The 12,233-nt window shown below is 71.8% G+C and carries 9 protein-coding genes; 7 read left to right on the top strand and 2 right to left on the bottom strand.

Annotated features, from left to right (window positions below; all coding sequences use genetic code 11):
• Positions 1-78: 78 nt before the first annotated feature.
• Positions 79-1,038 carry a methylmalonyl Co-A mutase-associated GTPase MeaB gene (gene meaB, locus OG892_RS28295; protein WP_073736857.1) on the bottom strand — a complete coding sequence of 320 codons (960 nt, stop codon included), beginning with the start codon at positions 1,036-1,038 and terminating at the stop codon, positions 79-81.
• A gap of 49 nt (positions 1,039-1,087) precedes the next feature.
• Positions 1,088-2,290 carry an acetyl-CoA C-acetyltransferase gene (locus tag OG892_RS28290; RefSeq protein ID WP_328865362.1) on the bottom strand — a complete coding sequence of 401 codons (1,203 nt, stop codon included), beginning with the start codon at positions 2,288-2,290 and terminating at the stop codon, positions 1,088-1,090.
• A gap of 134 nt (positions 2,291-2,424) precedes the next feature.
• On the opposite strand from OG892_RS28290, the gene mce reads away from it, so the two are divergent.
• The 7 genes from mce (at position 2,425) to OG892_RS28255 (ending at position 12,222) form a co-directional block, all read left to right on the top strand.
• Positions 2,425-2,853, top strand: a complete 429-nt coding sequence (mce, locus tag OG892_RS28285) for a methylmalonyl-CoA epimerase (RefSeq protein ID WP_073736859.1) — start codon at positions 2,425-2,427, stop codon at positions 2,851-2,853.
• Positions 2,854-3,077: 224 nt separating this feature from the next.
• Positions 3,078-6,860, top strand: a complete 3,783-nt coding sequence (gene scy, locus OG892_RS28280; protein ID WP_371630614.1) for a polarized growth protein Scy — start codon at positions 3,078-3,080, stop codon at positions 6,858-6,860.
• A gap of 188 nt (positions 6,861-7,048) precedes the next feature.
• Positions 7,049-7,987, top strand: coding sequence for a cellulose-binding protein (locus tag OG892_RS28275; protein WP_073736861.1), 939 nt, complete (start codon positions 7,049-7,051; stop codon positions 7,985-7,987).
• 120 nt (positions 7,988-8,107) lie between these two features.
• On the top strand, positions 8,108-9,124 hold the full coding sequence (locus OG892_RS28270) for an ATP-binding cassette domain-containing protein (protein WP_371630613.1): 1,017 nt from the start codon (positions 8,108-8,110) through the stop codon (positions 9,122-9,124).
• 4 nt (positions 9,125-9,128) lie between these two features.
• Positions 9,129-9,908: an ABC transporter permease subunit gene (locus tag OG892_RS28265; RefSeq protein ID WP_073736863.1), complete on the top strand. Its 780-nt coding sequence runs from the start codon at positions 9,129-9,131 to the stop codon at positions 9,906-9,908.
• A gap of 191 nt (positions 9,909-10,099) precedes the next feature.
• A complete protein-coding gene (locus tag OG892_RS28260) occupies positions 10,100-11,335 on the top strand; it encodes an ATP-binding cassette domain-containing protein (protein WP_371630612.1) in 1,236 nt (411 codons plus the stop codon).
• Complete coding sequence (locus tag OG892_RS28255; protein WP_371630611.1) at positions 11,332-12,222, top strand: ABC transporter permease; 891 nt, start codon at positions 11,332-11,334, stop codon at positions 12,220-12,222. The genes OG892_RS28260 and OG892_RS28255 overlap by 4 nt, the downstream gene beginning before the upstream one ends.
• Positions 12,223-12,233: the final 11 nt, after the last annotated feature.

Here is a 12,233-nt window from a genome sequence, read left to right as displayed (position 1 = left end):
ACTGACGTCGCCTCAGTGCGGCGGACCCCCTCCCCGGCGCTGCCCGCACGCCGCGCCGGGGAGGGGAGGGGGCGAGCCTCAGGCCTCCCCCGTCAGTCCCGCCACCAGTTCGTCCGCCGCCGTGTACGGGTCGAGCCGGCCCGCCACGATGCGTTCCGCGAGGGCGCCCAGGCGCCGGTCGCCGTGCAGGTCCCCGATGCGTTCGCGGAGCCGGGTGACCGCGATCGTCTCGACCTCGTGGGCGGCGCGGGAGGCGCGGCGCTCCGCGAGCACCCCGTGCTCCTCCATCCACGCCCGGTGCTTCTCCAGCGCCTCGACGACCTCGTCGATGCCCTCGCCCCGGGCGGCGACCGTCTTCACGATCGGCGGCCGCCAGTCGCCGGGGCCCCGGGACGCCCCGAGGCCCAGCATGTGGTTCAGCTCGCGGGCGGTGGCGTCCGCGCCGTCCCGGTCGGCCTTGTTGACCACGTACACGTCGCCGATCTCCAGGATCCCGGCCTTGGCCGCCTGGATTCCGTCGCCCATACCGGGGGCGAGCAGGACGACGGAGGTGTCGGCCTGGGAGGCGATCTCCACCTCGGACTGGCCGACGCCCACGGTCTCCACCAGGATCACGTCGCAGCCCGCCGCGTCCAGCACCCGGATCGCCTGCGGGGCCGACCAGGCGAGGCCGCCCAGGTGGCCCCGGGTGGCCATGGAGCGGATGTAGACGCCCGGGTCGGAGGCGTGGTCCGACATCCGGACCCGGTCGCCGAGGAGCGCGCCGCCGGAGAACGGTGAGGACGGGTCGACGGCGAGCACGGCGACCCGCCTGCCCTGGCGCCGGTACGCGGAGACGAGCGCCGAGGTCGATGTCGACTTGCCGACACCGGGCGAGCCGGTCAGTCCGACGACGTAGGCGTTGCCCGCCAGCGGCGCGAGGGCCGCCATCACCTCACGCAGTTGCGGCGACGCCCCCTCCACCAGGGAGATCAGCCGGGCCACGGCCCGGGGCCTGCCCTCGCGGGCCTGCTCCACCAGGGTGGGGACGTCCACCATCACCGCTCCGTTCACTCGCTCGCTCGCTGCGTGTTCTGCGTACTGCCCGCTACTTGCCCGGAACGCGGAGGATCAGCGCGTCGCCCTGACCGCCGCCGCCGCACAGCGCCGCCGCCCCGGTACCGCCGCCGCGCCGCTTCAGCTCCAGCGCCAGGTGCAGCACCACCCGGGCGCCGGACATCCCGATCGGGTGACCGAGCGCGATGGCGCCGCCGTTGACGTTGACCTTCTCCGAGGTGACGCCGAGGTCCTTCATGGACTGGACGGCGACGGCCGCGAACGCCTCGTTGATCTCGATGAGGTCGAGGTCCTCGACGCCGATGCCCTCCTTCTTGAGGGCGTGCCGGATCGCGTTGGACGGCTGGGACTGGAGCGAGTTGTCCGGGCCCGCCACATTGCCGTGGGCGCCGATCTCCGCGATCCAGTCGAGGCCGAGCGCCTCGGCCTTGGCCCTGCTCATGACGACGACCGCGGCGGCGCCGTCGGAGATCTGCGAGGAGGTGCCGGCGGTGATCGTGCCGTCCTTGGCGAAGGCGGGGCGCAGCTTGCCGAGCGACTCGGCGGTCGTCTCGGGGCGGATGCCCTCGTCCTTGGCGAAGAGGACCGGGTCGCCCTTGCGCTGCGGGATCTCGACCGGGGTGATCTCGGCCTCGAACAGCCCGTTCTTCTGGGCGGCGGCGGCGCGCTGGTGGGACTGGGCGCCGATCTCGTCCTGGGCGGCGCGGTCAAGGCCGAGGCGGGTGTTGTGCTTCTCGGTGGACTCGCCCATCGGGATGTTCTCGTAGGCGTCGGTCAGGCCGTCGTACGCCATCGAGTCGAGCATCTCGATCGCGCCGTACTTGTGGCCCTCGCGCGACTTCGGGAGCAGGTGCGGGGCGTTCGTCATGGACTCCTGGCCGCCGGCCACCACGATGTCGAACTCACCCGCGCGGATCAGCTGGTCGGCCAGCGCGATGGCGTCGAGCCCGGAGAGGCACACCTTGTTGACGGTGAGCGCCGGGACGCTCAAAGGGATGCCGGCCTTGACCGCGGCCTGCCGTGCCGGGATCTGCCCCGCCCCGGCCTGCAGCACCTGGCCCATGATCACGTACTCGACCTGGTCGCCGCCGATGCCGGCCCGCTCCAGCGCCGCCTTGATGGCGAAGCCGCCGAGGTCCGCCCCGGAGAAGCTCTTCAGCGAGCCGAGGAGACGGCCCATGGGCGTACGGGCGCCCGCGACGATCACAGAAGTCGTACCGGTCGTTCCTGACATGAGGCGCAGCCCCTTGGATTAGAAGTGAACGAGGGTTTACTTGAATGTACTGAGCGGTACCGCACCCGTCATCCGGCTGCGAGTGTGATCGCGCGCACGTTGCGTAACCACCCGTGGAGCGCTGCACTGTTCCCATGCTGACGCGAATCGACCACATCGGGATCGCCTGTTTCGACCTCGACGCCACCGTCGAGTTCTACCGCTCGACCTACGGGTTCGAGGTCTTCCACACCGAAGTCAACGAGGAGCAGGGCGTACGCGAGGCCATGCTCAAGATCAACGAGACGTCGGACGGCGGCGCCTCCTACCTCCAGCTGCTGGAACCGGTGCGCGAGGACTCCGCGGTCGGCAAATGGCTGGCCAAGAACGGCGAGGGCGTGCACCACATCGCCTTCGGTACGGCCGACGTGGACGCGGACGCCGCGGACATCCGGGAGAAGGGCGTCAGGGTGCTGTACGACGAGCCCAGGACGGGTTCGATGGGGTCCCGGATCACCTTCCTGCACCCCAAGGACTGCCACGGTGTCCTGACCGAACTGGTCACGTCCAAGCCAGAGCACTGACGACAGCATCTTCTCAGGGATACCCGGCCCGGTAGAGTGGGCTGTTCCGGGCCGGGGCCGGATCGGGGCCGCGCCGCGTCCTCAGCCGTTGATCTGTCACCATTCCCCGGGGGACCGTTCGCCGGCGGACGGTGCTCGTGTGGAGTTTGCGACCAGGGTTGGGGTCTCCCCTGCTCGAACAGACTCGAACAGAGTTGAGAGCTCGGGAAGGATGGGACCGCGCAGTGCGGGGCTACGAACGCCAGGAGAGCCACCGGGCTGAAGACGACCATCTCTCGCGGTTCGAGGCCGAGATGGACCGGCTGAAGACCGACCGGGAGAAGGCCGTCCAGCACGCCGAGGACCTCGGTTACCAGGTCGAGGTCTTGCGCGCCAAGCTGCACGAGGCCCGCCGCAGTCTGGCGACCCGTCCCGCGTACGACAGCGCGGACATCGGCTACCAGGCGGAGCAGTTGCTCCGTAACGCCCAGATCCAGGCCGAGCAGCTGCGCACCGACGCCGAGCGCGAGCTGCGCGACGCCCGTGCGCAGACGCAGCGGATCCTCCAGGAGCACGCCGAGCACCAGGCGCGGCTCCAGGCCGAGCTGCACAACGAGGCCGTGCAGCGGCGCCAGCGGCTCGACCAGGAGCTGGCGGAGCGCCGCCAGACCGTCGAGTCGCATGTCAACGAGAACGTCGCGTGGGCCGAGCAGCTGCGGGCCAGGACCGAGTCCCAGGCCCGCCGGCTGCTGGAGGAGTCGCGGGCCGAGTCCGAGCAGGCGCTGGCCGCCGCCCGTGCGGAGGCCGGCCGGCTGGCGGACGAGACGCGGCAGCGGCTGGGCTCCGAGGCGGAGTCCGCCCGCTCGGAGGCCGAGTCGATCCTGCTGCGGGCCCGCAAGGACGCCGAGCGGATGCTGAACGCCGCGTCGAGCCAGGCGCAGGAGGCCACCACCCACGCCGAGCAGCTGCGTTCGTCCACGACGGCCGAGACCGACCAGACCCGGCAGCGGACCGCCGAGCTGAACCGGACGGCCGAGCAGCGCATGCAGGAGGCCGAGACGCAGCTGCGCGAGGCCCGCGTGGAGGCCGAGAAGGTCCTCTCGGAGGCCAAGGAGGCCGCGGTCAAGCGGCTGGCCGGCGCCGAGTCGCAGAACGAGCAGCGCACCCGTACCGCCAAGTCGGAGATCGCCCGGCTGGTCGGCGAGGCCACCAAGGACGCCGAATCGCTGAAGGCGGAGGCCGAGCAGGCGCTCGCCGACGCCCGCGCAGAGGCGGACCGGCTCCGCTCCGAGGCCGCCGACGACGCCCGTACCGCCGCCGCGGAGGACGCCGCGGCCCAGCTCGCCAAGGCGGCCCGCGCCGCCGAGGAGGTGCTGACCAAGGCGTCGGACGACGCGAAGTCGACCACCCGCGCGGCGAGCGAGGAGGCGGACCGGATCCGCCGCGAGGCCGAGGCAGAGGCGGACCGGCTGCGCGGTGAGGCCACCGAGCAGGCCGACCAGCTCAAGGGCGCGGCCAAGGACGACACCAAGGAGTACCGGGCCAAGACGGTCGAGCTCCAGGAGGAGGCCCGCCGGCTGCGCGGCGAGGCCGAGCAGCTGCGCTCCGAGGCGGTCGCCGAGGGCGAGCGGATCCGCGGCGAGGCCCGCCGGGAGGCCGTCCAGCAGATCGAGGAGGGCGCGAAGACCGCGGAGGAGCTCCTCGCCAAGGCGAAGGCCGACGCGGAGGAGCTGCGCGGCGCCGCCGGAACCGAGAGCGAGCGGGTCCGCACCGAGGCCACCGAGCGCGCGGCGACGCTGAAGAAGCAGGCGGAGGAGGCCCTGGAGCGGGCCCACGCCGAGGCGGAGACGCTGCGTGCCGAGGCCGAGGAGCTGGTCGAGGCGACGACGTCCGCGGCCGAGCAGGCCGCGACGGAGCTGCGCGAGGAGACCGAGCGCGCGGTCGCGGCACGGCAGGCGGAGGCGGCAGAGGAGCTGACCCGGCTGCACACGGAGGCCGAGTCCAGGGTCACCGCGGCCGAGCAGGCACTGACCGAGGCGCGCACCGACGCGGAGCGCGTCCGGCGCGAGGCGAGCGAGGAGGCCGAGCGGCTGCGGTCCGAGGCCGCCGAGCGGCTGCGCACCCTCCAGGAGCAGGCGGAGGCCGAGGCCCAGCGGCTGCGCGACGAGGCCGCCGCCGATGCCTCGCAGTCCCGTGCGGAGGGCGAGTCCGTCGCCGTACGGCTGCGGAGCGAGGCGGCCGCGGAGGCGGAACGGCTCAAGACCGAGGCGCAGGAGAGTGCCGACCGGGTGCGCTCAGAGGCCTCTGCCGCCGCCGAGCGGGTGGGCACGGAGGCCGCGGAGGCGCTGGCCGCCGCCCAGGAGGAGGCGAACCGGCGCCGCCGCGAGGCGCAGGAGACGCTCGACGCGGCGCGCGGCGAGGCCGACCAGGAGCGCGAGCGGGCCCGCGAGCAGAGCGAGGAGCTCCTCGCCTCCGCCCGCAAGCGGGTCGAGGAGGCGCAGGCGGAGGCCCAGCGGCTGGTCGAGGAGGCGGACGGCCGGGCGACCGAGATGGTCTCCACCGCCGAGCAGACCGCCCAGCAGGTACGGGACGCGGTCAGCGGGCTCCAGGAGCAGGCGGAGGCGGAGATCGCCGGGCTGCGCTCCACCGCGGAGCACGTCGCGGAGCGGACGAAGTCCGAGGCGCAGGAGGAGGCGGACCGGCTCCGCGCCGACGCGCACTCCGAGCGGGAGCGGGCCGGTGAGGACGCCGCCCGGATCCGCTCGGTCGCGAACGAGGAGACCGAGGCCGCGAAGGCGATGGCCGAGCGGACGGTCTCCGACGCGATCACGGAGTCCGAGAAGCTGCGCTCCGACACCGCGGAGTACAGCCAGCGGATGCGGACCGAGGCATCCGACGCGCTGGCCTCCGCCGAGCAGGACGCGGCGCGCAGCCGGGCCGAGGCCCGCGAGGACGCCAACCGGATGCGCTCGGAGGCGGCGGTCCAGGCCGACCGTCTGATGTCCGAGGCGACCGCCGAGAGCGAGCGCCTCCGTACCGAGGCGGCGCAGCAGGCGGCCCGGGTCGGCGACGAGGCGGCGGCCGAGTCGGAGCGGCTGCGGGCGGAGGCGGCGGCCACCGTCGGTTCCGCGCAGGAGCACGCGGCCCGCACCCGCGAGGAGTCGGAGCGGCTGCGGAGCGACGCGGAGGCGGCGGCCGAGCAGATGCGTGCCGAGGCCCGCCAGGAGGCGGACCGGCTGCTGGACGAGGCCCGCGAATCGGCTTCGAAGCGCCGGGCCGACGCCGCGGTCCAGGCCGACCAGCTGATCAACAAGGCCCAGGAGGAGGCGCTCCGCGCCGCCACCGAGGCCGAGGAGCAGGCCGACACCATGGTCGGAGCGGCTCGGAACGAGGCGGTCCGGATCACCTCCGACGCCACCGTCGAGGGCAACTCCCTGGTGGAGCGGGCCCGGACGGACGCGGACGAGCTGCTGGTCGGCGCGCGCCGGGACGCCACCGCGATCCGGGAGCGGGCCGAGGAGCTCAGGACCCGCCTGGAGAGCGAGATCGAGGAGATGCACGACCGGGCCCGGCGGGAGACCTCCGAGCAGATGAAGACGGCCGGCGAGCGCGTCGACAACCTGATGAGGGCGGCGACCGAACAGCGCGAGGAAGCGGCGGAGAAGGCCAAGGAGCTGCTGGCCGACGCGAATTCGGAGGCGAGCAAGGTCCGGATCGCCGCCGTGAAGCGGGCCGAGTCGCTGCTCAAGGAGGCCGAGCAGAAGAAGGCCAGCCTGGTGCGCGAGGCGGAGAAGCTGCGGTCCGACGCCGAGTCCGAGGCCAAGCGGACGGTGGACGAGGGCCGGCGCGAACTCGACGTCCTGGTACGCAGGCGCGCCGACATCAACACGGAGATCTCCCGTGTCCAGGACGTGCTGGAGGCGTTGGAGTCTTTCGAGACCCCCGCGGCGGGCGGTAAGGCCGCCGACAGCGTCAAGGCAGGCGCGACAGCGGGCACTCGTTCGAGTGGCAAGCCGTCCGATGGGTAGGACGTGTCCGGCGGGCTTCCGCGGTCCGGCGGGAACATTCAGCCCTCCGAGTGGCAAGGCCTGCGCGGGTTAGCCACTCAAAAGGGGTGTCATTCTCCAGATCAAACAGTCATCTGCTCGATGACACGCCGTCCGGGCCCCTAGGATTCCCTCTATCACCTCACCGGTCTTACTTCGACAGGAACCCCATGAGTGACCCTTCCTCCCCCTTCGGCTTCGAGCTCGTGCGGCGTGGTTACGACCGCGGTCAGGTGGATGACCGCATTACCAAGCTCGTCGCCGACCGTGATAGTGCTCTCGCCCGCATCACGTCTCTGGAAAAGCGCATCGAGGAGCTGCACCTCGAAACGCAGAACGCCCAGGCCCAGGTGAACGACGCGGAGCCGTCGTACGCCGGTCTCGGAGCGCGCGTGGAGAAGATTCTGCGCCTGGCCGAGGAGGAGGCGAAGGACCTGCGAGAAGAGGCCCGTCGCGCCGCCGAGCAGCACCGCGAGCTGGCCGAGTCCGCCGCCCAGCAGGTCCGCAACGACGCCGAGACGTTCGCTTCCGAGCGCAAGGCCAAGGCCGAGGACGACGGCGTCCGCATCGTCGAGAAGGCCAAGGGCGAGGCCACCACGCTCCGCTCGGACGCGCAGAAGGACGCCGCGCAGAAGCGCGAGGAGGCCGACGCGCTGTTCGAGGAGACCCGCGCCAAGGCCGCCCAGGCCGCCGCGGACTTCGAGACCAACCTGGCCAAGCGCCGCGACCAGTCGGAGCGCGACCTCGCGTCCCGTCAGGCCAAGGCCGAGAAGCGTCTGGCCGAGATCGAGCACCGCGCCGAGCAGCTCCGCCTGGAGGCCGAGAAGCTCCGCACGGACGCCGAGCGCCGGGCCCGCCAGACGGTGGAGACCGCGCAGCGCCAGTCCGAGGACATCGTGGCCGACGCGAACGCCAAGGCCGACCGGATCCGCAGCGAGTCGGAGCGCGAGCTGGCGGCGCTCACCAACCGCCGCGACTCGATCAACGCCCAGCTGACCAACGTCCGCGAGATGCTGGCGACGCTGACCGGCGCCGCGGTGGCCGCCGCCGGCACCCCCGCCGACGAGGAGCCCGCCTCGCGCGGCGTCCCGGCCCAGCAGACCCGCTGACGCCAGGGAGCAACGCGGTAACGACCGGTGGTCCCCCGACACACCGGCCGGTAAGAGCCCGACGCGCCCGGTTCCGCCTTTCTGGTGGCGCCGGGCGCGCGGCCGTTCTAGCGTGAACGCATGATCGAGCTCGATGGCCTCACCAAGCGTTACGGCAGAAAGGTTGCCGTCGACCAGTTGTCGTGCCGGATCAGACCGGGAATGGTGACGGGTTTTCTGGGCCCCAACGGGGCGGGCAAGTCCACCACGATGCGGATGATGCTCGATCTCGACAACCCGACCAGCGGATCGGTACGCATCGACGGGAAGAGCTACCGCGAGCTGGAAGAACCCCTGAAGTACATCGGCGCGCTGCTCGAAGCCAAGTCGATGCACGGCGGTCGCAGCGCGTACAACAACCTGCTCTGTCTCGCGCAGAGCAACCGCATTCCGCGGAGCCGGGTGACGGAGGTCCTGGACACCGTCGGCCTGACCGCGGTGTCCAAGAAGAAGTCCAAGGGCTTCTCCCTCGGTATGGGTCAGCGCCTCGGCATCGCCGCGGCGCTGCTCGGTGATCCCGAGATCCTGATGTTCGACGAGCCCGTCAACGGTCTGGACCCGGAGGGCATCCACTGGATCCGGAACCTGATGAAGGCGCTCGCCGCGGAGGGCCGGACGATCTTCGTCTCCTCGCACCTGATGAGCGAGATGGCGCTGACGGCGGATCACCTGATCGTGATCGGCCAGGGGAAGCTGCTGGCCGACACCTCGATGGCCGACTTCATCCACCAGAACTCCCGCAGCTACGTGCGGCTGCGCTCGCCGGACCAGGAGCGGCTGCGCGACGTCCTGCACGCGGAGGGCGTCGTCGTCGTCGAGTCGGGCAACGGCACGCTGGAGGTCGACGGCGCGGCCTCGGAGGACCTGGGCGAGCTCGCCGCCCGGCACTCCATCGTGCTGCATGAGCTGAGTTCCCAGCGGGCCTCGCTGGAGGAGGCGTTCATGCAGATGACGGCGGACTCCGTGGAGTACCACGCGCACTCGGAACGAGGAGACGCGCCGCCGCCGGTGGGACCGCACTGGGGCGACCAGTCCAATCAGCCGCCCGGCGCCGCCCCCGGGGCTCCCGGCGGGTCCGGCACCGGCAAGGGGGCGTGACGACATGGCATCGGTACCCGCGGTCCTGACCTCCGAATGGACCAAGATCCGTACGGTCTCCTCGACCACCTGGACGCTGATCTCCGCGTTCGTCGTCACCGTCGCGATGGGCGCCGCGCTCTGTGCGGTGATGAACTCCCAGTTCAACGACCTCTCCGACGCGGAGCGGGCCACCTTCGACCCCACGTTCGTCAGCTTCTCCGGAATGATTCTCGGCCAGCTGGCGATGGTGGTCTTCGGTGTCCTGGTGGTCGGTACGGAGTACAGCTCCGGCATGATCCGCGCCTCGCTGGCGGCCGTGCCGCAGCGCGCCACGTTCCTCTTCAGCAAGATGCTGGTGGCCACTGTGCTGGCGCTGGTGGTAGGTCTGGCCACCAGTTTCGTGACGTTCTTCCTCGGCCAGGCCCTGCTGGGTGACCACGGCACGGACATCGGCGCGGACAACGTGCTGCGGGCGGTGGTCGGCGGCGGCCTCTACATGGGGCTGATCGCGCTGTTCTCCATGGCGGTGGCGACGATGCTGCGCAGCTCGATGCTGTCGCTCGGCATCCTGATGCCGTTCTTCTTCCTGGTCTCGCAGATCCTGTCGGCCGTGCCGGGCGCCAAGAGCGTCGCCCGGTACTTCCCCGACCAGGCCGGGTCCAAGATCATGCAGGTGGTGCCGGACGCGATGAACAGCGATCCGGCGCCCTACGGGCCGTGGGCCGGGCTGCTGATCATGGTGGCCTGGGTGGCGGCCGCGGTGATCGGCGGTTTCCTCGTACTCAAGAAGCGGGACGCCTGACGCCGCAAGCGTCCGATCCCTGGCGCCGGCGGAGCGCCGCGGACCCCGGTCCGCGGCCTCCGCCGCGGACGCGCCGCCGCAGCGCCGCTTGGCCGGAACCGTAAAGGCCTGGTTATCCTCCTAACTCTTACGGGGGGCGTGCGGCCGGACGGCCTGGGCCCCGACGACAGATAAGTCGATGGGGCTGGAGCATGATCGAGGCAGTCGGCCTGACCAAGCGCTATGGCGCGAAGACGGCCGTGTACAACCTTTCCTTCCAGGTGCGGCCGGGCTCCGTCACCGGATTCCTCGGTCCCAACGGGTCGGGCAAATCGACGACCATGCGCATGATCCTCGGCCTGGACCGGCCGACCGCGGGCAGTGTGACGATCGGCGGCCACGCCTACCGCAGCCTGCCGAACGCACCGCGCCAGGTGGGCGCCCTGCTGGACGCCAAGGCGGTGCACGGCGGCCGCAGCGCCCGCAACCACCTGCTGTCGCTCGCCCAGCTCGCCGGCATCCCGGCCGCCCGGGTCGACGAGGTGCTCGGGGTCGTGGGCCTGCAGAACGTCGCCCGCAAGCGTTCCAAGGGCTTCTCGCTCGGCATGGGGCAGCGGCTCGGCATCGCGGCCGCGCTGCTGGGCGACCCTCAGGTGCTGCTCTTCGACGAGCCGGTCAACGGCCTCGACCCTGAGGGCATCCTCTGGGTCCGCAACCTGATGAAGATGCTGGCGTCGGAGGGCCGTACGGTCTTCGTCTCCAGTCACCTCATGAGCGAGATGGCGCTCACCGCCGACCACCTGATCGTGATCGGCCGCGGCCAGCTGATGGCCGATATGAGCATCACGGACTTCATCTCGGCCAACTCGGCCGACTTCGCCCGCGTCCGGGTCCAGGACAACGGGTCCGAGCAGCGGGAGAAGCTCACCGCCACCCTCACGGAGGCGGGCGGCCAGGTGATGCCGGAGCCGGACGGCGCCCTGCGGATCACCGGGCTGGCACTGCCCCGGATCAGCGATCTCGCCCATGACTCCGACGTACGGCTGTGGGAGCTCTCGCCGCACCAGGCCTCGCTGGAGGAGGCGTACATGCGGATGACGCAGGGCGCCGTGGACTACCGCTCGACGGCCGACCAGAAGGCGGGGCTGCAACCGCCCCCGCCGGGCATGGGATACGGCCAGCACCCCGGGTACGCCCCGCCGCAGCCCGCCGTCCCCGACGTGCCGCAGCAGGGCTGGTACGCCCCGCCGCCGCCCGGGGACAACCCGTACGCGACAGCCCCCGCACCGGGCGGCGCGACGGACCAGGTCCCGGCCCACGCCCCGGCGGCGCCGCCCGTGCCCAGTACCCCTGCCCCCGCCCCCACCGCTCCTGCTCCCGCCCCGGCTGCGCCCGCCGCGGCTCCGGCAGACCCGACCGCGCGCGACACCAGCGAGGACCCCCGATGACAACGCCGTCCACGCCGCAGACGCCGTTCCAGCAGGCGCCGTTCCAGCCGCAGGCGTACCAGCAGCCGCCCGCACCGCAGCAGGGCGCGGGGGCGGGCTTCTACACCTCGCCGATCCCGGTGCGCCGGGCCACCCTCGCCGACGCGATCGCCTCGGAGTGGACCAAGATCCGTTCGGTCCGCTCGACGATGTGGACGCTCGGCGTCCAGATCGTGCTGCTGCTCGTCATCGGTCTGCTCGTCGCGATCGCGGTCGACGCGTCCGACACCGATCTGGGCTCCACCCCGGTGCTCAGCCTCGGCTTCTTCGGCGTTCTGCTCGGCTCGATCTGCGTGATCACGCTCGGCGTGATGACGATCGCCTCCGAGTACGGCACCGGGATGATCCGTACGACGATGACGGCCTGCCCCAGCCCCGGCCGGGTGCTCGGCGCGAAGGCCATCGTCTTCTTCCTGCTCGCCTTCGTCCTCACGACCGTGATGACCTCGATCGTCGCGGTGCTCCAGACGGCCATCCTGGACGCCGACGCCCCCAGCGGTTCCGACTGGCTGCGCAGCACGGTCGGCGTGGGCCTCTACATCGCGACGCTGGGGCTGCTCTCGCTGGCGATCGGTGCGCTGATCCGGCACTCCGCCGGCGCGATCACGATCATGATCGGCGTCGTGCTGCTGCCGCTCGTGCTGGCGATCTTCATGTTCGCCGAGTCGCTCGCGAAGCTCCAGGAGTGGCTCCTGGAATACTCCATCCCCAACCAGCTCAGCAACTTCTACGACACCTCGGTCACCGGCACCGGGCCGTCCGGCTGGGAACCGCTGTGGATCATCCTCGGGGTGACCGCCGTGGCCATGGGCGGCGCCTACCTCGCGATGAGCCGCCGCGACGTCTGACCGGGCCACCG

The organism is Streptomyces sp. NBC_00341 (assembly GCF_041435055.1).
Taxonomy (GTDB): domain Bacteria; phylum Actinomycetota; class Actinomycetes; order Streptomycetales; family Streptomycetaceae; genus Streptomyces.
This window is presented reverse-complemented; position numbering and strand designations above follow the sequence as displayed.

Bases quoted from the DNA above. Each gene is read 5' to 3' on its own strand.
- meaB (WP_073736857.1), bottom strand. From the start codon at position 1,038: ATGGTGGACGTCCCCACCCTGGTGGAGCAGGCCCGCGAGGGCAGGCCC.
- OG892_RS28290 (WP_328865362.1), bottom strand. From the start codon at position 2,290: ATGTCAGGAACGACCGGTACGACTTCTGTGATCGTCGCGGGCGCCCGT.
- mce (WP_073736859.1), top strand. From the start codon at position 2,425: ATGCTGACGCGAATCGACCACATCGGGATCGCCTGTTTCGACCTCGAC.
- OG892_RS28275 (WP_073736861.1), top strand. From the start codon at position 7,049: ATGAGTGACCCTTCCTCCCCCTTCGGCTTCGAGCTCGTGCGGCGTGGT.
- OG892_RS28270 (WP_371630613.1), top strand. From the start codon at position 8,108: ATGATCGAGCTCGATGGCCTCACCAAGCGTTACGGCAGAAAGGTTGCC.
- OG892_RS28265 (WP_073736863.1), top strand. From the start codon at position 9,129: ATGGCATCGGTACCCGCGGTCCTGACCTCCGAATGGACCAAGATCCGT.
- OG892_RS28260 (WP_371630612.1), top strand. From the start codon at position 10,100: ATGATCGAGGCAGTCGGCCTGACCAAGCGCTATGGCGCGAAGACGGCC.
- OG892_RS28255 (WP_371630611.1), top strand. From the start codon at position 11,332: ATGACAACGCCGTCCACGCCGCAGACGCCGTTCCAGCAGGCGCCGTTC.